Origin of the sequence: Thermococcus sp. (assembly GCF_027052235.1) — an archaeon.
Taxonomy (GTDB): Archaea; Methanobacteriota_B; Thermococci; order Thermococcales; family Thermococcaceae; genus Thermococcus.
The window spans coordinates 45,740-66,275 of the sequence record NZ_JALUFF010000062.1 but is presented as its reverse complement, the minus strand read 5'-3'; the positions used below and the strand labels follow the sequence as shown (position 1 = coordinate 66,275).

Annotated in this window: 18 protein-coding genes; 11 read left to right on the top strand and 7 right to left on the bottom strand. The window is 48.3% G+C overall.

From position 1 onward, the window contains the following. The first annotated feature begins 273 nt into the window (after nt 1-273). The 11 genes from MVC73_RS07715 (at nt 274) to MVC73_RS07665 (ending at nt 10,491) form a co-directional block, all read left to right on the top strand. A complete protein-coding gene (locus MVC73_RS07715) occupies nt 274-1,593 on the top strand; it encodes a M1 family aminopeptidase (protein ID WP_297509232.1) in 1,320 nt (439 codons plus the stop codon). A gap of 44 nt (nt 1,594-1,637) precedes the next feature. Further along, nucleotides 1,638-3,023, top strand: a complete 1,386-nt coding sequence (locus MVC73_RS07710; protein WP_297509229.1) for a DUF4932 domain-containing protein — start codon at nt 1,638-1,640, stop codon at nt 3,021-3,023. 246 nt (nt 3,024-3,269) lie between these two features. Beyond that, nucleotides 3,270-3,548: a PEP/pyruvate-binding domain-containing protein gene (locus tag MVC73_RS07705; RefSeq protein ID WP_297509226.1), complete on the top strand. Its 279-nt coding sequence runs from the start codon at nt 3,270-3,272 to the stop codon at nt 3,546-3,548. After that, nucleotides 3,536-4,456, top strand: coding sequence for a PEP-utilizing enzyme (locus MVC73_RS07700; protein WP_297509224.1), 921 nt, complete (start codon nt 3,536-3,538; stop codon nt 4,454-4,456). The genes MVC73_RS07705 and MVC73_RS07700 overlap by 13 nt, the downstream gene beginning before the upstream one ends. Nucleotides 4,457-4,745: 289 nt before the next feature. Further along, on the top strand, nt 4,746-6,884 hold the full coding sequence (gene purL, locus MVC73_RS07695) for a phosphoribosylformylglycinamidine synthase subunit PurL (RefSeq protein ID WP_297509221.1): 2,139 nt from the start codon (nt 4,746-4,748) through the stop codon (nt 6,882-6,884). Continuing rightward, the gene (locus MVC73_RS07690) at nt 6,881-7,876 is read left to right on the top strand and encodes a formate--phosphoribosylaminoimidazolecarboxamide ligase (RefSeq protein WP_297509218.1); all 996 of its coding nucleotides are present in this window, start codon (nt 6,881-6,883) and stop codon (nt 7,874-7,876) included. Before purL ends, MVC73_RS07690 begins: the two co-directional genes overlap by 4 nt. Nucleotides 7,877-7,943: 67 nt before the next feature. Beyond that, nucleotides 7,944-8,867 carry a glutamine-hydrolyzing GMP synthase gene (gene guaA, locus MVC73_RS07685; RefSeq protein WP_297509301.1) on the top strand — a complete coding sequence of 308 codons (924 nt, stop codon included), beginning with the start codon at nt 7,944-7,946 and terminating at the stop codon, nt 8,865-8,867. 43 nt (nt 8,868-8,910) lie between these two features. Beyond that, nucleotides 8,911-9,120 (top strand): antitoxin family protein, encoded by a 210-nt coding sequence (locus MVC73_RS07680; RefSeq protein WP_297509215.1) that lies wholly within the window; start codon nt 8,911-8,913, stop codon nt 9,118-9,120. Then, nucleotides 9,117-9,563: a type II toxin-antitoxin system VapC family toxin gene (locus MVC73_RS07675; protein WP_297509213.1), complete on the top strand. Its 447-nt coding sequence runs from the start codon at nt 9,117-9,119 to the stop codon at nt 9,561-9,563. Before MVC73_RS07680 ends, MVC73_RS07675 begins: the two co-directional genes overlap by 4 nt. Continuing rightward, entirely contained in the window at nt 9,560-10,126 is a 567-nt protein-coding gene (locus MVC73_RS07670; RefSeq protein ID WP_297509210.1) for a GMP synthase subunit A, read from the top strand. The genes MVC73_RS07675 and MVC73_RS07670 overlap by 4 nt, the downstream gene beginning before the upstream one ends. 89 nt (nt 10,127-10,215) lie before the next feature. Next, nucleotides 10,216-10,491, top strand: coding sequence for a TonB-dependent receptor (locus MVC73_RS07665; RefSeq protein WP_297509208.1), 276 nt, complete (start codon nt 10,216-10,218; stop codon nt 10,489-10,491). Here MVC73_RS07665 and MVC73_RS07660 read toward each other — a convergent pair. From MVC73_RS07660 to MVC73_RS07630, 7 genes are read right to left on the bottom strand one after another with little or no spacing between them, the layout of a single operon-like run. After that, a complete protein-coding gene (locus MVC73_RS07660; protein ID WP_297509298.1) occupies nt 10,446-11,213 on the bottom strand; it encodes a DUF2101 family protein in 768 nt (255 codons plus the stop codon). The genes MVC73_RS07665 and MVC73_RS07660 overlap by 46 nt on opposite strands. Beyond that, nucleotides 11,210-14,848, bottom strand: a complete 3,639-nt coding sequence (locus MVC73_RS07655) for a DUF2341 domain-containing protein (RefSeq protein WP_297509205.1) — start codon at nt 14,846-14,848, stop codon at nt 11,210-11,212. Before MVC73_RS07655 ends, MVC73_RS07660 begins: the two co-directional genes overlap by 4 nt. After that, nucleotides 14,848-16,929, bottom strand: a complete 2,082-nt coding sequence (locus MVC73_RS07650; RefSeq protein ID WP_297509203.1) for a hypothetical protein — start codon at nt 16,927-16,929, stop codon at nt 14,848-14,850. Before MVC73_RS07650 ends, MVC73_RS07655 begins: the two co-directional genes overlap by 1 nt. After that, complete coding sequence (locus MVC73_RS07645) at nt 16,926-19,010, bottom strand: polymer-forming cytoskeletal protein (protein ID WP_297509200.1); 2,085 nt, start codon at nt 19,008-19,010, stop codon at nt 16,926-16,928. The genes MVC73_RS07650 and MVC73_RS07645 overlap by 4 nt, the downstream gene beginning before the upstream one ends. Next, the gene (locus MVC73_RS07640) at nt 19,007-19,477 is read right to left on the bottom strand and encodes a hypothetical protein (protein ID WP_297509197.1); all 471 of its coding nucleotides are present in this window, start codon (nt 19,475-19,477) and stop codon (nt 19,007-19,009) included. Before MVC73_RS07640 ends, MVC73_RS07645 begins: the two co-directional genes overlap by 4 nt. Beyond that, on the bottom strand, nt 19,449-19,886 hold the full coding sequence (locus MVC73_RS07635; RefSeq protein WP_297509195.1) for a hypothetical protein: 438 nt from the start codon (nt 19,884-19,886) through the stop codon (nt 19,449-19,451). The genes MVC73_RS07640 and MVC73_RS07635 overlap by 29 nt, the downstream gene beginning before the upstream one ends. Then, nucleotides 19,883-20,494, bottom strand: coding sequence for a class III signal peptide-containing protein (locus tag MVC73_RS07630; RefSeq protein ID WP_297509193.1), 612 nt, complete (start codon nt 20,492-20,494; stop codon nt 19,883-19,885). The genes MVC73_RS07635 and MVC73_RS07630 overlap by 4 nt, the downstream gene beginning before the upstream one ends. Between the last annotated feature and the right edge of the window lie 42 nt (nt 20,495-20,536).

The window sequence follows — 20,536 nt, the reverse complement described above, 5'->3', positions numbered from 1 at the left end:
AAAAGTTCCAAAGTAATATACACATCACCGCAGCATACGTGGAGAACAACTCCCGGCGAAATTGCGTCGTTGGTTAACGCTTTTTCCTATTCCCAGCGGGGGAATTTAACAATCACTTATCACTCCACCGGCGTAATCTCGGGGAAGTACTCCTTTCTGATTAAATCTTCCTCAAAGTACGTTCCAATTTACCTTGCGGTTCTCAGACGGCCTGATGTTCTAAAACTTAACCTTACAATCGATGGAAAGCCCGTAAACCTCTCGAGACTCGACATGTACGAACTTAACATTTCCCCTCAGGCCACCGTCTGGGTTTACGTTATCAACGTCTCAACACCCTCCGGAGAACTCTTTGGGAAGGTAACCTACGAGCTCAACTACTCAAAGGTAAAATCGCTCAATTCAAGCTGGATAATCGGAACTCCGGTAACGTGGTGGGTCATAAGTGGAAAGGAACAGAGTATGAACTTAAGCGTGAACTTTCCGGGCGGATATGCGTTCCTCTCAAACTACGGCCTTCTCACATCGTCCACGCGAATAACGGTTAACCCGGACAAGCTCCAAGGGGTAGCGTTCATAAGAATCGGCAGAACCCTCCATCTGAGGGTCAGGCGTATCGACGTAACGGTTTACATCTCCAAATCCTGCGAATACACCAACGATTCCTTGGGTTCTCTAATAGGGGACATCAAAGACGCGATTTCAGAGTACGTCAACATGACAGGAATAGTGCCCGCGGGAAAAGTTGACGTTCTAATAACCACTGAAAAATACGACAACGGCGAGCTTATAAACTCCAACCCGCCGGTTGCAGTACTTGGATGCTCCCGCTGGAACGTTGCGAGCTTAAACTATCTTGTTTTCCAGAATCCAGGATTGATATTCCACGAGCTTGCCCACCTCTGGTTCGGCTACTACTCTGACATCGGGCGCGTTGATGAAAGCCTCGCAACGTACATGGCCCTAACTGCGGAATGCAGAACCTCGAACTGCACCGGACTGCTCGATGAAATTGAGAACTTCAAGGTTCTCCCGAGCTTGGGGCAAAATGTATCGCTTAGCATAGCCTATCGGGAGGGAATAACAAACCCGGAACTCAGGGAGGCGATTATCTATTACAGAGGGGCCTTCGTCTTCAGGTCACTCCAGTTCGTTCTCGGGAACACGACGTTCCGTGAGGGCCTTCACAAGCTTTTGGTGGAGTGCCACCAAAGGAACTGCAACCTAACCGATGTGATGAACGTCTTCGAAAACGTCAGTGGCAGGGACCTCGACTGGTTCTTCAGGGAGTGGTTTTACACCTCAAAGGTTCCCGACTGGTCTGTTGCGAACGTGAGCCTGAAAAAGACAAAAGACGGAGAATACTTCCTGACGTTTGCCATACTGGACAAAAACAACTTCACGATTCCCCTCCAGGTCGAGGTCGTTACCCAAAACGAAAAGCTCATTCGGACCGTGTGGGTCAAGGGCAGTGCAACTGTGAGCTTCGAAACGGATACAAAACCCCTCAAAATAGTCATTGACCCAAACGAGTGGGTTGTAAACGAAAACCGGCTTTACAGCGTTAGGGGGATTGTTGTTGAGGTAAACTAGTTGGAGGGTTAGGTATGAAAACGATTCGGGTGCTTGCGGTTATCATGGTGTTACTTCTGGCCTTTCCCGCGTATTATTTCATCGGCCATATTATTACCAGCAAGAAAACTCCTCTCCAACTGGACCTTTCGCCTGTGGTTGAATGCAACGGCAGTGTCTGCATCGAGATAAATCCCTATATCGAACTAGCTGATGTTGTTTTCTACCTCGCGGGTTGGAACTCCGGTAACACTACTCCCTACTCTCAAGAAGTTGAGTCTTACTTCTCTCTATACAAGAATCACAGAGCGGTGCTTCTCGCTAAAAAAGCCCTGAGAGAGGGTTTGGAGTACGATGCGATTCCAAAGTTTGCACTGGAGCTGAACTCCACGGAGTGGAGCTCTTATCTCGTGAGAAGAGTCCATGGAAACGAAAAGCTCCTCAACGAGCTTTCCATAGCGATAAAAGATTTCGCCCGAGAGTCGAACTTTTCAGCCTTCTACGAAAGTCATCGAGAGTTTTACAGGGAGCAGATAAGACTGTTTTTAAAGGAGAATTCCGATGTTTTTAGCCTTCCTCACTTCGAGGAGATGTTCTTTGGGGAGAAGAAAAAGCGCTGGGTTTTCGTTCTCCAGCCTCTTGAAATGTACTACAGCTACAGTGGCTGGGAGAACAATACGGTTTACGCCTTTATTGGAATCTGCTCAACGTTCAATGGAACTCCATCATACTGCGGTGCCTCCGCCCACGAGCTCGCCCACAGCTTTGTTAATCCAGCGGTGGACAGGCACTACAGGGAGTTTAAAGGGTACAGGAAAATGTTCTCGCCCGTAAGGAATATCATGACTTCCATGGGATACTCGAGCTGGAAGACTTACCTTGACGAGACCCTTGTGAGGGCGTTTGAAGCGTATTATATATTTGAAACGCAGGGAAACCAGAGCGCTGAGAGGTTCATAAAGAGCCAAGAAGCTCTTGGGTTTTACCTTGTTGGAAGGATTTACAGGGCTTACATAACTGACTACCTGCCTAACCGAGAGAAATACCCCACTTTCGAGAGCTTCATGCCCGAACTTGCAAGGCTAATGGGAAACTGGTATAAGGAGGGCTTCTGGAGGAACGTTTCATCGGAGCCAACAATCAAGATGGCCTTCATGGCGTTTAAAACGAAGGGTGTTGAGATATATTCCTCGAACCTCTCAGAGAGTACGTATGTGAGAAGTTACCTTGAGACCCTCAGAAAGGCGGGTTTTAAAGTAAACTTCACGAACAGACTCGAAAGCGGCAACCTTATTGTAATCGTGCCGTTAAACTCCCCAATCGTCCGGAAGCTCAACAGGTACGTGGAGATAAGGAACAATTCCATCGTTCTCGATGGGGTTGAGTATTCAAAGGGAGTTTTCCTCGTTGAAGCCCTTAGGAATCCGGAGGGGGAGGGTTTGTCCTTCTAATGGCGGGAACTCCGGACGTGTTCAAAAGAAAGCCCTCTAAAAGCGGTGACGAAAGCCTGCTGAACTATCATTACTTCATCTACCTGAGGAGTCTTAAGCGGGCAGTCGCTTTCGGATAAGCACACTTTTCGAGGTGCTAGAAATGTTCGTCCGCACAATCTCCGCGGGAGGCTCAATCGAAGAAATCGGAGGCAAAGCACACCACCTCTCGCTCCTAACGAGGTACTTCAACGTTCCGGGGGTTTTGTGGTTACTACAAGAGCATATGAGCTCTGGAAAGAAACCGGAAGCCTGCCAGAGGAAGTTATTGAGGAAATCAGGAAATACTTCCAATCTCCCTACATCCTTGAAGGCAGGTTTCCAGTAGTTGTGAGAAGCTCTGCCACCGCTGAGGACAGTTCCAGGGCAAGTTTTGCTGGTGTTTTTGAAAGCGTAACCAATGTGAACTCATTCGATGAATTAATCAAAGCGATTGAGCGGGGGTTTTTAGAAGCGCCCAGTCGAGGCGCGCGATGGAGTACATGAAACGTCTTGGGATTAGAAGAGGCGTGAAGATGGCGGTCATAGTCCAGAGACAGATAAGCCCAAAACTCCCCGGGTGCTCTTCACCCCCTCCCAAACGACCCTCAAAACGCCCTTGTGGAGTTCGCCAAGGGGCCCCTGAGAAACTCGTGAGTGGAGAAGCAAGCGGCGAGCGCATCCTTCTCCCGCGCGACCCATCTAAAGTCAAAGATCCTCTAATGAGGGAACTCATGGAGATTGGCCTTGAAGTTGAGGAACTCTTCGGTAAACTCCAGGATATCGAGTGGGCCTACGACGAAACCCTCTGGCTCCTCCAGTCGAGGGATGTAACAGTACTGGCGCAAAAGCGCGAGGAAGCCAAAGCGCCGCAGGGATGGCATGGACTCAAAGGAATTCCCGCTAGTCCAGGAAAGGCGAAGGGAAGGGCCTACTTTGTACTTGACGACCAGCCACCTGAGGAAGTGGAAAAGCTTTTTCCAGAAGGGGCTATTTTGGTGACCTATGTCCTCCACGCGGAGCATTACAGCATCTTCGCAAAGGCCTCCGGAATAGTGACGAAAGTGAACAGTGTGCTCTCTCATCCGGCGATAATCGCGAGGGAACTCGGAATCCCGTGTGTTGTGGGTGTTGACATTGAGGCAATACGGGACGGAGACGAGGTAATCGTTGATGGGAACGCTGGGGTCGTTTACGTTAGGAACCCAAGAAAGGTTCTGAAGAGGGTTGAGCTTTGGAAATCAAGCTATGTGGAAGATGAGATTACAATGGAGCTCAGGGAGGAGTACATGAGGGCACTGGAAGAGCTCTCGCCAGAGGAACTTGAAAGGATCATTCTGAAGGCGTTTTCACTTGTTAGGAGGTTCTATTCCACCGATAGGGAGAAGGCTTTCAACGTCTACTCTACTTCATAAACGAGCTTATGGAGGAGGAAACTTCAAGGATTCTTTCAAGACAGTTTAATGTCGTGGATGTCTTTTCCCGTGCTGACCGGGAGAGGAACCGAAGAGCGAAAAAGAGAAGAGGCTCTTTGAAATCTACCGCCTTCTCAAGGCGTTCATCAACTACACGGACGAAAGGGTGGGGGACATTCCGACCCTGCTCTTCCGGGTTTGATGGCACTTGCTTTAACATTTTTATGCTAAAATAAACCTTAAAAATAAGTATTTTTACATTAATCCGTCAATAACTGGAGGGTTCACGATGTTCCCGCACGAGGAAAAGCTCATCCGCGAGCGCTTGAAGAGAGAGCCAAACGAAGTTGAGTGGGCGATGCTCGAAGTCATGTGGAGCGAGCACGCCTCCTACAAGTCCAGCAGGCCATGGCTGAAGCTTCTGCCAACAGAAAACGAGCACGTGGTTATCGGCCCCGGAGAGGACGCGGGAATAGTCAAGTTCGATGACGAGACGTGGATAGCCGTTGGGATAGAGAGCCATAACCACCCATCGGCCGTTGAACCCTACGGAGGGGCCGCAACCGGAGTTGGCGGGATTGTGAGGGACATACTCTGCATGGGTGCAAGACCAATAGCGCTTCTCGACGCGATACGCTTCGGCCCGCTGGAGAAGGAGCGCAACAGATACCTCTTCGAGCACGTTGTCAAGGGCATAGCCGACTACGGCAACAGGATAGGCGTTCCGACCGTTGGAGGTGAGACTGAGTTCGATGAGAGTCTCGATGAGTACACCCTCGTCAACGTGGCCTGCATCGGGGTAATGAGGCCTGAGCAATTAGTCCACAGCTACGTTACTGAAGCTGGCTTAAAGCTCATTCTGGTCGGCAACAGAACAGGAAGGGACGGAATCCACGGCGTAACCTTCGCGAGCGAAGAACTCGGGGAGAACGCTGAGGAGGAAGACCGCTCCGCGGTGCAGATTCCAGACCCCTTCACGGAGAAGCTCCTCATCGAGGCGACACTTGAGGCTGTTTACACAGGCAAGGTTAGGGCCCTCAAAGACCTCGGGGGAGGAGGTTTGACCTGCGCCTCTTCGGAGATGACTGGAAAGAAGGGCTTCGGCGCTGTGATTTACGCGGACAGAGTTCCCCTTAGGGAGCCGGGAATGAATCCAGCGGAAGTCATGATATCGGAGAGCCAGGAGAGGATGCTAATCGCGGTAAAACCTGAAGACGTTGACGAAATCGGGAGGATTTTCGAGAAGTACGAGCTGGAGTGGGCGGTTGTTGGCGAGGTCATCGAGGAGCCGCGCTACATCGTCTACTGGGATGGCGAGAAGGTGGCAGACCTGCCGGTTGACCTGCTCACGGACGTGCCAACAATAAAATGGGAGATGAGGCCCTACAGCGTGGAGAAGGACGTTAAAACGCCAGATATGGACTTTGAAAAGGCCTTCGACCTCGTCTGGGGCAGTGCCAACGTTCTGAGCAAGCGCTGGATTTGGCAGCAGTACGACCACGAGGTTCAGGGTAGAACCGTCCTAAAGCCCGGAAGGGACTCGGCGGTTCTGAAGATAAACGAGAAGTACGGCCTAGCCTTCGTTGCAGATGAAAACCCCAACCACAGTTACCTCAACCCGTATCACGGTGCCATGGGAGCAGTCGCGGAAGTTGTGAGGAACCTCGTGAGCGTCGGAGCTGAGCCTTTAGCCCTCGTTGACAACCTCAACTTCGCCTCGCCCGAGAGGCCAGAAGTTTACTGGAGCTTCGCCGAGACTGTTAAAGGATTAGCGGATGCGGCGAAAGCCCTCGGTTTAGCATACGTGAGTGGAAACGTCAGCTTCTACAATGAAGTTGCCGGAAGGCCGATAAAGCCCACCCCTGTCGTTGCGGGCCTCGGAAAGGTCGAGCTTGAGAAGATTCCCTCGATGGGACTTGAGGAGGGCCTTCTCATTGGCGTTGTGGGGCTCACGAGGAGAGAACTCGGTGGTTCGGAGCTCTACGCGAGGCTTGGCATTGACGGTGGCTTCGCTCCTCGCGTTGACCTCGATGAGGAGAAGGCTAACGCCAAGGGAATCCTTGGGACAATAAGGCGTGGACTGGTTAGAGCGGTTCACGACGTGAGTAAGGGCGGCATGGCGGTCGCTCTGGCTGAGATGGCACTTAATGGCGTTGGCTTCACCGTCGACCTCTCTGAGGTTCCTTCAGAGACTTCAAATCCGCTTGAGGTTGCCTTCAGCGAGAGCCACGGACGCTACATCGTTGCCTTTCCCGAGGAGAGCCTCAACGAACTAAAGGCCATTTTCAGGCACTTCGCAGTAATTGGAAGGGCTGGAGGAGGCGATGTCGTCTTCCGCTGGAACGGAAAAGAGCTCCTCAGAAAGTCCCTTCCAGAGCTTAGAAAAATCCACGAATCCCTACCGAAACTTCTGGGTGAGGAGGAATGAGAGTAGCCACCTACGCCTCACATTCAGCCCTTCAGATACTCAAGGGAGCCAAGCAGGAAGGCTTTGAGACCGTTGCCTTCGGCCCTTCTCGCGTCAAGCCCCTCTACACCCGCTACTTCCCCGTAGCTGACTATTTCATCGAGGGAGCTTATCCGGAGGAGGAACTGCTTGAGCTTGATGCCGTGGTTATCCCCACCGGCTCCTTCGTGGCCCACTTAGGCGTTGAGCTAGTCGAGAAAATGCGCGTTCCATACTACGGCAACAAAGAGGTTCTCAAATGGGAGAGCGACCGGAACCTCGAAAGGAAGTGGCTTGAAAAGGCGAAGCTCCGCCTTCCGAGAGTTTATGACGATCCCGACGATATAGACGGGCCGGTCATCGTCAAGCCTCACGGCGCCAAGGGCGGTAAGGGCTACTTCCTCGCCAAAAATTCAACCGATTTCTGGGAGAAGGCCGGAAGACTCGGGATAGAGGACAAGGAAGACCTTTCCAAGGTTCAGATTCAGGAGTACGTCGTTGGAGTCCCGGTTTACCCGCACTACTTCTACTCGAAGCTCAACGGCGAGCTTGAGCTCATGAGCGTTGACAGAAGGTATGAGTCAAACGCGGACGCTATAGGCAGGATTCCAGCCAAAGAACAGCTTGACCTAGAGATGGGCACCGACTACACGGTAATAGGGAACATCCCACTCGTTCTGAGGGAGAGCCTCCTCATGGACGTCATCGAGGCCGGTGAAAGGGTTGTGGAAACCGCTGAGAAGCTCATGGGCGGTCTATGGGGCCCCTTCTGCCTTGAAGGCGTCTTTACCGAGGAGCTTGAGTTCGTCGTCTTCGAGATCTCGGCGAGAATAGTCGCCGGAACCAATCCCTTCGTCCACGGCTCCCCGTACAGCTGGGTCCGCTACGACTTTCCGGTGAGCACGGGGAGGAGAATAGCCATGGAGCTGAGGGAGGCTTTGGAGGAGGACAGGCTCGATGAGGTTTTGACATAAACCAGTTAAAACCCACGAGGATAGGTTTATATATTGACTCTCAAATGCTCGCAAAAAGGTGGTGCCCATGTGGGAGAAGTTTATCGAGGAGAAGGTTGAGGAGATAAGGAAGATCGTCGGGGATGGAAGGGCGATAATAGCGCTCTCCGGTGGTGTGGACAGCTCGACCGCCGCGATACTTGCCCATAAAGCTATAGGCAATAGACTCCACGCGGTCTTCGTCAACACAGGCTTCATGAGGAAGAACGAACCGGAGTTCGTGGTGAAGACCTTCAGGGACGAGTTCGGCCTTAACCTGCACTACATCGATGCAAGCGAGCGCTTTTTTGAGGTGTTGAAAGGCGTTACCGACCCGGAGGAGAAGAGAAAGATAATAGGAAGGGTATTCATCGAGGTTTTTGAGGAGGTCGCGAAGGAGATAGATGCTCAATTCCTCATTCAGGGAACCATCGCCCCGGACTGGATAGAGAGCAAGGGGAAAATCAAGAGCCACCACAACGTCGGCGGCCTTCCAGAGAGGCTCAACCTGAAGCTTATTGAACCGCTCCGCGACCTCTACAAGGATGAAGTGAGGGAGCTCGCCAAGGAGCTCGGTCTTCCCGAGAAGATATACAACCGCATGCCCTTCCCCGGGCCGGGCTTGGCGGTTAGGGTTCTCGGGGAGGTAACGCCTGAGAAGGTCGCCATAGTGAGGGAAGCGAACGCCATAGTCGAGGAGGAGATCGAGAAAGCTGGACTGAAGCCTTGGCAGGCCTTCGCGGTTCTTCTGGGAGTTAAAACGGTTGGAGTCCAGGGTGACATAAGGGCCTATAAGGAAACCGTAGCGGTTCGCGTCGTCGAGAGCCTTGATGGAATGACGGCAAACGCGATGAACGTCCCCTTCGAGGTGCTCCAGAGGATAGCCTTTAGGATAACGAGTGAGATTCCAGAGGTCGGGAGGGTGCTCTACGATATCACCAACAAGCCCCCCGCAACGATAGAGTTCGAGTGAGAACCTTTATTTATTTTTGAGTGAAAACTGAGACGGTGGGAGTATGGGCGAGATAATCGAGGTGGTCTACGAAAACGGCGTGCTGAAGCCTTTGAAGCCGCTGAAACTGAAGGAGGGGCAGAAACTCACGGTGAGGATTTACCCGGGAGATTTCCTCGAACTGGCCAGGGAGATGAGAAAAGAGGTCACAAAGGAGCGCTTTGAGGAGGATCCAACCGACTACCTTCTGAGCCTCAGGGAGGAGGAGACATGAGAGTTGTCATAGACACTTCCGTTGTGTTTCACCTGTTTTCTAGCTTTTATCCTGAACGAACCGCGGTTGCAGAAAAGATTATTGAACTCGCCCAGCTGGGCGATATAGAACCTTACGCTCCTCGCCTTGGGGAGGTTGAGTTCGTGGCTGTTTTGTCGAGATATTTCGACCGTGAAAGGGTTAAAAGAGCCCTTGACTTGTATAGCGCCATACTCACGTGGATTCCAGAGGAGTTAATAATCGAGGATTTGAAGGAGGTGGCGTTTCAAACCCACCATAAGGCGTCTGATATCTACTTCATCGCAACAGCCATCCATCTAGACGCCGTTCTAATAACCAATGACAGAAAAATGGCCGACTTGGCCAAATCCTTCGGTTTAAAGACATTCTACCTAGTTGAAGAATCCGACGAGTTTTTCAGACTCCTGGGGGTGAGTTCATGATAGTGATTATGGACAACGGCGGGCAGTACGTCCACAGGATCTGGAGGACTCTCCGCTATTTGGGAGTAGAAGCGAAGATAATCCCCAACACGACGCCGCTTGAGGAGATAAAGGCGCTGAATCCAAAGGGCATAATCTTCTCAGGCGGTCCTGACATAGAGAAAACGGGTAACTGCGGGGCAATTCTGGAGCACTACGACGAGTTCAACGTGCCCATCCTCGGCATCTGCCTCGGTCACCAGCTTATAGCGAGGCACTTCGGTGGAAAGGTCGGAAGGGGAGATAAGGCGGAGTACAGTTTAGTTGAGATTGAAATCCTTGAGGAGAACGATATTTTCAAGGGCCTTCCAAGAAAGCTAAAGGTCTGGGAGAGCCACATGGACGAGGTAAAGGAGCTCCCCCCTAGCTTCCGACTGCTCGCTAGGAGCGAGACCTGTCCGGTCGAGGCCATGAAGCACGAAAGCCTTCCAATCTACGGCGTCCAGTTCCATCCGGAGGTTGCACATACCGAGCGCGGGGTGGATGTCTACAGGAACTTCGCAAGACTCTGTGGAGAGATTTAGCTCCGGTTCCAGCCTACTACTGGTTACAAATAAAAGTTTTAAATTCAAAAACTTTTTAAAGTTTCTTACTTACTATATAGGGTGATATCTTGGGCCACACAATATATTACCTAATGGACGTTGAAGAATGGAAGGATTTCAGAATGTTGATAGAGCGAGTTTGTTTTGGCCTTGGCTGGGAGTTTGAGAGCAAACTTGATGAAATAAGGATATTCCCAGCCTGTATTTCAGTCGAGCCCCTACTCCTTAAGAAAAGGGGAAGTGGCTTTGTAAAAACGAATCTCATTGAGCCCTGTCACTCAATATATCTCCTGATTCTCTACTCTGCTTCCGCCTTCGGCTCAGTATCGGTCTGGGAGGACTGATCAAGATAGACTTCCAAAACCCTCACCGGAACGGAGCTTCTCATGAACCTCTCCTCAACGAGGAGCTTAACTATCCTTCCGGGTTCAGCATCCGGAACGGCAGGAACCCAGTAATAACCCGGTTTAACGTTGGCTCCAATATCATCATGAACAAATACTCTAAGGAGATCCTTTTTGACTTCCTCCACGACTCCGTAGGTGTAGTCCCTTCCGAAAGCATGCTTAAAATACCATCTAAACAGCAGGATGATTATTGTAATTATGGAGACGTAGATGTAATAATAACGCAGTTCAGCTTTCCGCTCCCGCAGAAAAACAAATCCTAGAAACGATAAAAAGGCGAGGGTAGAGACACCCCCATAAAAAAAGACGTACTGCTTGGGATCAACGAGATAATGGCCATAACTGCCAAAAATCCAGCGGAGGTAGAGAAGATAAATAAGGCCTAAAACTAAGACAGTGAAAAATGAATTGGGGAGGAAGATAGCAACGGCATTAACACCGAGATATGCCAGAAAACTAAGCTGGAGATGAAGACTAATAACCTCGTGAATGGTATAACCCTTTTTCATTACAAGCCGCGTCGAGAGCGGAAAGTTTGGAACCCTCTGAATTGCCTTAGGGGTAATTATTGATCGGATTATAGACAGAAGGGCTGAAAAGAGGCGCTCACTTTTTTCACCGAGTCTGTATAAGAGCTCTCCCAAGTTCAATGTACTCACCTCTCGTGACGCAGATATTTCCAAGCCGATTCACCCAGGATGTGAACTGCCGTTTCATTATCTAGGAGGAAGCCTACTCCCGAGAGATACGAGTAGTCCCCTGTTCCCATGGATATACCCCAGACCCGATACGCATTGGGAAATGCGGCAGGTACCTCCGAAAAACCGGTGAAATAGTATGGAAGCCAATAGTAATCAGCAAACGGGATCGCGTTTGTCAAAGCATCATTAGGATCCCTACTGTTTTGTCCCACAACTGGCAGAATATCCACAAGGTTGCTATCCGCCGGATAGTATATGAAGCTCACTAATCCAATTGGATAGTATTGACCACTCTTAGCTATGCCAAGCTTATCCTGCATCTCCTTGGAGGCCTCCCAGTATTCTCCATTCATTCCGGTTTTATCTGGATCTAGCTTCCCTTCAAGCCTCTCAAAGAAGCTAGGTGCGGAATATAGACCAAAGTAACGATCGTCTACCAGACAGGATAGGAAGGGCTGAAGGTCAAAGGCCACTGAGGCGTAGGCATTCCAATTAACCTCGCCACCCTCCTCAATCCTGAGGACGTTTATGCCACTGAGAGCGTAAGGGGGTCCAATGATTATCCAGTCAAAGTATTGAGTTCCCGCCCCTTTACTAACTATGGAAACATTCCAAGAACCTGAAAGGCCAGCATCATAGCCAAGCCTCGGTCCGGAAACCCTTCCAAAACTCAAACTTGAGGTAACATTAAGCTCATAGCGCTGGAAAGACATTGATGGAACCGAGTCCGCTATTGAGGTTAGTTTGCTCCACTCCTTCCATACAGCCAGCTGAATTGAACTTCCCGTTGCCTCGTATTCTATGGACGTAGTTTCTCCCTCGTGCTTGCTAACTTTCTCGTTCAGGTAGTCCGGGTTAAGGTACTTTCTCACAAATAACCAGTCAAAGGTTGCACCCCGATCAGGATATTCACTGTCTATCACGAGATAAACGTATTTGAGCGAGTGAAGGGTAGTGTAATCGCTATCGTAGGTGTTAGTTTCATTTCTAGAGAGATCCTTGAAGTATGTTATGCCATCGCTGAGGAGCTCTATAATCTCGTATTTGTGAAAAGCATAGTTTCTATTCGTTGTTATGTCAGAGTCACTATCCTCCTCTGCCCAGAAGGAGTACAGTTCATAGGTACTGCCATCCTCGGTCCTCCATTCGGCCCAGTGTACTGCTAGGGGATCTCCACCATAGGTAATATCATCCGTAAACAGCTGCTGGAGAAGGTAGTAATCATACCAGAAGTCCCAGTCATAGTATCTCCTTCTGCCATCCCACAGCCCGACTCCCGCGTCCCAATCACCGACATAGTTAAAGTTAGGTTTCATCCTGAAGTCCACAGCGAAATCACCCGTGAGGTTAAGGGGATTTTTGTTAACCATTACAAACATGCTGTCTCCCCCAGAGATGGTCAACGTTCCATTCCCGGAACTGTCTATTGACACACTGGCCCCCTGATTAAAGGGATCTACTATCCATTTCTGTTTAAGTTGCTGAAGGCTTTCGTTGAAGTCATCAAAAAACTCAAAGACTTTCTCTCCGCTCCCCCTACTCAGGTGTCCGGTGTTATAATAAATTTTAATATCCGCCTCTGCATAGGTGTAGAGAACAACGTAATAATGACGCGCTCTTCTAGATCTTACGGTGTATGAAAGGACACCATTATTATTGGAGACTGATCTCAGCGTGTATCCACGCCTTCTTGTGGTAAGCCGATTGAGCTCCGTGTAATACCTCTCCGTTAAGTTTACCCTGACCCATATTAGTGCTCCACTGTCGTTCCAATACTCAATCCAGAAAGGCAGGGGGTTTCCTCTACCATCGACGATTCTAATCGATGCCTTTCCCCCTCTCGCCTCTATGTCCCTGATTGCCGTGGCATTCAGATAAACCGGGACTTGATAATCTTCGTACACAACACTGCCGTTTATTTTTGCCAATTCTGAATCCAACCACTCTTCAGCAACTTCAGCATCCGTGCTAGAGCGTATCCACTCAGTCGAATCATACAATGGGTTCCTTAGCTTGTTTGCCATATCCGACAAGTTATTGAGAGTTGCTGTATCGGTAAGAATACTGTAAGGCCATTGTACAACATTGTCTGAAACAATATCTGAAACATCCTCTTCACTTGGGTTAATGGGCCCGTATTTTATTTTAACATCGAGATAGTTCTGCTCTCCTCCCGTGGAGAGTGTGTAAAGTCCCACCCCTGTGTCATCCGCCGTCGTGTTCATGCCCCAGCGCACGAAGAAAGGTGGAGCTAGCGTTAGGTTAGATATTGCCGCATCCAGCCCCGTTGTCACTGCGTTAAAGGTATACCATCCATCGCCCACATTGCCAGTAAGAAAATGCCACTTAGATTCGTCCTTGAAGACAAAATCATCAAGTAGGTAAAACATATCGCCGGGATTACCTCTGGTCTCCAAAGAAGGATCGTCGGAGAGATACATGTAGTAATCACGTGAAGTTGTCGCCTTAATCCAGAGCCAAAGTTTTCCTCCACTGTCCCAGTATTCTATCCAGAATTGAACTGGATTGTTGTTGCCGTCATACACAATTATCGAGGCTTTATTTGATGTATGTGCAACCCATTCGTTCATTGTTTGTCCATTAATGGCTATAGTTCTTGTATCTATCACAAGAAGAACTAGATCACCCTGCCGAACAGAAGAGTTGGTAAGCGTAAACAGAACCCTGTATTTATACGCTGAACCCCCCACCCAGTCCCCAGTACCCGGAACACTAACATTACTGAAGTATAGGTATCCCCGATCCTCCTCATGGAAGAAACCAAGGGGACTCCGAGACAGGTTGAAAAGCTTAGCAGAGGGGGAGACCGACCATATCGTGGTCGAATTAAAGAAGATATCTTCGCCGTAAGTTCCCACAAGGCGAGTAACGCTTGAGTTTCCAAGACCACTAATCAACTTAATCGGCCTCGTTCCCATTTCCGGGTAAGAGAAGACACAAGGATTAATTATTCTGTTGTACTGCCCATTTGTTGCAATGGCATAAACGGGATCCTCAATACCACTGAGATCAACTATCGCATAGGCAAAACCCCTTGAAGGAAGATTCCCATTATACACAACCTTTCCATTAATATCCTTTATTGTCACGTTCTCTATACGGGCCATTATTGCCACTTTGAACGATGTGAGGGGGACTATCTTCATATCAACAGCCCTATCGATCTGAGATGGTGGAATGAGCACTAATCCTCTCTCCAGCAATGAATTTGAAACGGAGTTTAACCAGTACCCCAGTGTCTGATTTCCCATTAGTGCAGAGGTAGTTCCCCCTATTTTTCCCGTCAGCATAAGCTCCTTCATTGTTTCATTGGCTTTATTCGAAAGGTAACGGCGGTGTGTTATCGTGTAATTTACCATTGCCAAAATAGCCCTTTTACCCGATATTTTGAGGGTATTTTTAAAGTCTGTATCCAAGTAGGACAGAGCCCACTGAAGCTTTTCCAACTCCATCTTCTCGCCCTGGGCCTTAACAATCTGATAGTGCACCTGAGAGTACGTGGCACTAAGCAAAAGCAGGGGGATCAAAAGGATGAGAACCGTTGAGTTAACTATAAAGCCCCTCCTCCTCATCATCCCAACCTCCAAACCTTTAAGCTAACACTCACAGGAACGAAGAGACTGGGGGCCTTCATCGCTGAGAACTCCATATTAACATATGGGGGTAGCAGGACCCCAAGGGGATTGTCCGCACTTCCTGGAATTCCAGAGTCATCCACTGCCAGCTTTTTGAACAGACGCAGTATTGCATCATCAACCGCATACCTTTCTGGATTGAGCTCAGTAACGTCAATTGTCATGTAGGGTTCTTTACCAACAAGGATGCTCATTTTCTTTGGATGCATGTTTGTTCCATACAACTTTGCATAATAAGTCAGATTGTAGCCCTTATACGTTGGGTATCCCTGAATTAACTCGGGGAACATCCTCCCATAGGGAGCGTATGCCTGTAGGAAATAATAAATCGCTCCCCAAGACTTGCCTTTTCTGAAACCGTAGGCCGAAGAGGAACTGCTCGCAACTAGAGTGTTTGTCGTACCATTTACCATGATTCCACGGTAGTACTTTGAATATCCAAACCTGTAGAGGTAATAGTCGAGGGGGCCTTCTCTTATGGTTATTCCATTCTCCTTAAACTGAAGGGTGCCTGTGGGGTTTCCCCTGTACATTATTGCAACCCAGTAGTCAGAGTACCAAGGAATGGCCTTAGGAGGCAGGGGGTAGGAAACGCTCATTGTGTCATAAATTCTGTCATCACGGGAACTGAAGAGATACCCACTATAAGTGAAATTGTCGGGATAAAGGGGCTCGGCTAGAGGTATTGCGTATTGAACTGAGTTCACTTTTGAGTTCACCTCAACCTGGACAAACGATTGACCATCCCCGTAGAGGTGTCTCTCCCTGTACGTCCAGTCATAATCGGGGTTAGAGCTTCCACTAGGCCACGTAGCGTCAAAGCCGAGGACAAGGGTGAAGGACTTCTTGTTCAGATCAGAGTAGCTCACTCCACACTCCTCAAGACCATTTTCAACTTCACTTGAAGAGAAGTAAGTGATATTATCAACGAATCCTTTGGATAATCCAGTATCACATATACTTGTCCCATTGCTGTAATAAACGTGAACAGTAGAGACACCTGAGGCCTTAAGATATATGTTTATACCTGTAACGTTCCCGGTGGGAACAATCGTCAAGAACTGAACAAAGCCATAATAACTTGTTACATCGTAAAGATTAATCTTATCGGGACTGCCATGGGACGTTGTATTCGTGTGGTAGGATACAAGGAGAACACTACCGCTCCCAAAACCAACTTCATCGGCGTTACCGCTATCTATTGAGAACTTCAGAACGTTATGACCCGGCTTAAGATAATCACTAAGGTCAACGGTTCCACCGGAGTTAAGGTTCTCCGTGACTTGCCCGGCCGAACTAACAACAGTTAGTGTAATATCATTGTTGGGAACTATTCTTGCGTAGAATGCCCCCTCCGCAGTTATATCACCAGCATCCTCGGGTAAATCCACTGGTATGTCAACTTGAATCGTATTATCCCAGCCAGCAGCAACGATCCTCTGAATGCCAATTAGCTGAGAATACGTATGCTGCGCATATGTAAGATACGCCCTACTCACATAACCAAGGGGTTTTCTGCCTCTCTTGAAACCACTCATCACTGTTGTCGCTACCGTAACATCCCTAGCTGAAGAGGGATTCCCAAAACTCACCAATTTCGTCGAGTTAACATCAAGTTCAAAACCATATCCCTGAAAGTTGTGGGTTATGACATATTTGAGTATTTTGCCCGCCTTACTGGTAAGGTTAAGGCTATGATACTTTGAAATGTTTGAAAGTGCCCAGTAGGTAAGGGCTATTTTTAACGGCGGCATCTCTGGACTTATAAACAGTGACGTGTTGAGAACACCGGTTTCAGTCCAGTTTTCGATAACACTATCATTTACCAAGGATTCGAGAGGGACCGTGCTCAGAATCGTTATCATGTCTTCCGCGGTATATACCGTTTTCATTCTCATTACGGAGGAGTAAACTTGAAACGTATTCTCCTCTACTGAGAGAACCGAGGTGACAACTACGAAAACGATGATCAGGGAAAGGAGTGCGTCCAATGTAAATACAAATCCCGCCCTCCTCATATTCCCCACACCCATAGTTTTATTATGGCAACTTCCGGAATCGGTTCTAAATAAGCTCCGATGTTCCCATCATCGACTATTCTAATGTTTCCGTCGAAGTTAACATTATATGCCCATACTGAGAAAGAAACTTTCCCAGTTAGGGGGAACAGGCACTCCCATGGAATAACAACCCTGTTCTCATTAATTGAAATTTCACAGCTATTAATACTTTCCCCGGAGCCCGTATGAATCACTCTTTGGGCAAAGTAAAGTGTTGCACTTTGAGTCCGGGATACCGCCACTATTCCATAACCCCAAGAGGTCTCATTTTTAAACGTTGAAACTAGGGAAAAGTTCCCGGTTTCGTTGGGGAGATACACAAAGAGCAGAGGATACCCTGAAAGTTCCGTGCTTAGTTTACCAGAGTACAAGAGTAACTTGCTCACACTCCCCGATATCGTATAGTTTGAGGTATATACAAGTTTTCTAACTACTGCTTTCCGTTCTGAATACGTGACCCATTCAGAGCTTTTAATTGAGCGAACAACAGAGAGGTTCATGTTTTGAATTATTTTCCCATCTACAAACGAAAACCCATTCCATCCCGGAAGAAACCAATTAGCAGTATAGTTGTGTATGAAGGTAACGTTTTGAATATTAACCAAAAGAGCTCCCTCGGAGGCTCGGATACACGGGGATTCTCCAATGCTGGGGAAGGATACGTTTATTTTGAACTTTGATTCATCCCAAGGCAGATGCTGTACCTCATAAATACCCCCGTCCGCGTGAACGTTAGTCTCATCCCCCACAATTTCCCCGGTTAGGTAGAGTTTTCCACCCACGTCCACACTTCCCTGGGATTCAACCCCTACGTTTCCGTTAACGTATAGATTTCCGTCCACAATAAGATGTCCAGAAACTGAGAGGTCTCCATTCACATAAAGATCCCTGTGAACGATTACGTAACTTCCAGAGTCAATCGTTAAGGAGCCGTTAACGTACATCTCGGTTGCATTCACTGATCCCTTTACAGTGGAGTCTCCATTAACGCGCAGGGCGCCGCCAACAGATATATATGCATTGTAATCCGTCCTCAAGTCACCGTTTATCGAAAAATCCTCTCCGACAGTAACGTAACCACGGCTCTCAACGGATGCATAGTCATCAACATAAGCTGTTCCACCCACCGTTAAATGTCCATTGCTGTGGATTAAAAGGGGTCCCCTAGCGTAAAAGTCCCCAACGATATTCATATAGGCACTGTTTCCGATGTTAACGGTATCATTGAGGTATGCAGAACCCCCAACCGCTAGGTGAGCATCAGCCTTGGCATAGAGAGCGCCTCCAATCGTGAGATCACCACTAGAGTAAACATGGGCGTTACTCTCAATGGTTCCATCACCCCCAACGTAAATTTCAGAGGCGTTAAGACCCCCTTTGGACTTTATTGTTAAATCATCGGAGACACCCACATATTCACCAGCGATAACTTTGAAGTTATTGCCAACATACATAGAAGCATTGACACATATATGGCTTTCATCAGTAAAAGTATTGTAGTTAACTCCGGAGTGTGTAAATCTGACACTTCCCGAAGAGCAGTAGAGATACAGGGGCTGATCAGCGGGATTACCATACTGGTTAACTATGTCCTTAACATTGCAAAGAGCGCTCCAGTTGACATGCTGAGGAAGATAATTAAGCGTAAAGTTGACCTGTTCCTCATTGAGAAGTATCTCCAATTTGAAATTCCTGCCAAGACTAAGGTTCCTAAGGAAGCTGACTAGACGTCTATCTCCTCTCTGGGCCAAGCTCAGAAACTCGTCCAATTTTTTATAATCCAGATAGTTACCATAATTTGATCTAAGTCCCGGAGTTATCATAATTGACACGTTTTCATCCCAGTTTGGCGGAACTCCCGGACTCTTGAGGAGAACATCAAGCATGGTGTCAGGAGCATTGCTCCTCTCATACCATTCTATCAAACCCGTTATCCCGCTCTTCAGGTTTTCAGAGCTTGCACTAACCATACTAATGAGGAGTATTACCATAACAGTTGCCATGAGTGCATCAACGCTTAACAATTGAGCCCTCCTCATCCAGTCCTCACCTCTAATTCAACAGGCTTCCCCCCATAATAAAGACTCCCATTGACCACGGAAAAACCCCTGTACGTTGAGAGTTTTAGGAATAGGTACCTCTCAAGCGCCAACTGAACGGAATTGTTGTTGGGACCCTCATAGGCGAATACCACAAAGATGTTGACGCTGTCATCAGAGAGATCCGTAGAGTATGAAGATAACCTGCACTGAATAGGAGTATAGTTGAAGGATTTAATAATATTGTTCAAGGGAGCATAGATGCTGTCGTTGACAACGACAGCCATCTGGAGATATGTACAGGCATCCGAAGCTGCATTTCGAACCTCAAAGGAAAGAGTGACTCCTTCCTGTGTGGGAAGAGAGGATGAGATAACCACAACTAACCCGGTAAGAATCACTCCAAGTAGCAGGAGCATTTCCAAAGCGGTCTGCCCCTTACTTCGCGAGTATGACTTCAATCCCACCACCCGGAATTTCCCTAGTTTCAATCCTAAAGTTCGGGGAATCGGCGGTCAAAAGTACTGAGCTCGTATTTCCCGGCGAAATTTGAAGCCTCTCTACTACAATGTACTCTCTCCCCCCAATACTCGCTAAAACCTTCAGAGTACCATTCTTAAATGCCGTGATGTTTATCCATTCTCCCTCCTCCAAAATGAGCGGGGAAGATTTAACGACCATCATCCCCGAGCCAGCGGAGTAAACTCTAGCAATAGTATCCCTAACATCTATTGCAAAAAGCTTGAGCTGGGCAGTTCTTCCAAAGTTTTCAACTTCGATTTTTTCACTAAGCGCAACGTTCATCAAACTAACAACTGTTAAAGAGATGATTGTAACGGCAAAGAGGAGATCCATACTAATCTGACCCCTTCTCATGATCCCTTCACCCTGATGTTGATATGTAAGGTGGAACTCGTTGAGTTATAAACCAAGGAGATGGGCTGGGCGGGGTTCCATTCCACAACAACTTTCATCACCGGAGGAAGGGTGGAAGGCGTGAAGTTTACCTCAAATCGAGTATGTGACGTTGCATTGTACTTCAGAAAGGTCTGGACCCATACACCGGTTCTGTTCGAACCTGATATAATCGGCTCATTACCCTGATTGGAAACAGCCACAGCCACTATAGAATTGCTGGCCCCAGCGGGGAACAGTGGATCGTTTTCCCCCGCAAGGATTATATTAATAACAGGAGAGGTCAGATTAAAAGCCTTCTTCAGGTAGTCCCCGTTTCTAAGAAGAGTGAAATGGGCGTAAACAGTCACCTTGGATCCAGGACCCTGGGCATAAACTTGATCAATAGCACTAGCTATGATATTTGCCGTGCTTTTCTCCTCAACTGCCACCTGCATCAAAAGAGCCTCTCTGGACGAGGTGTTATTGAAGGTCATTGAACGGGCTGAATAGAGGAGCATAATAAGGAGTATCCCAAACACCAAGAGGAACTCCAGCGATATCTGACCGCGCTTCCTTAAAAGTCTCATTCTCCCACCTAATACTAAGAAGGCCTCAAACTTATTTAACGG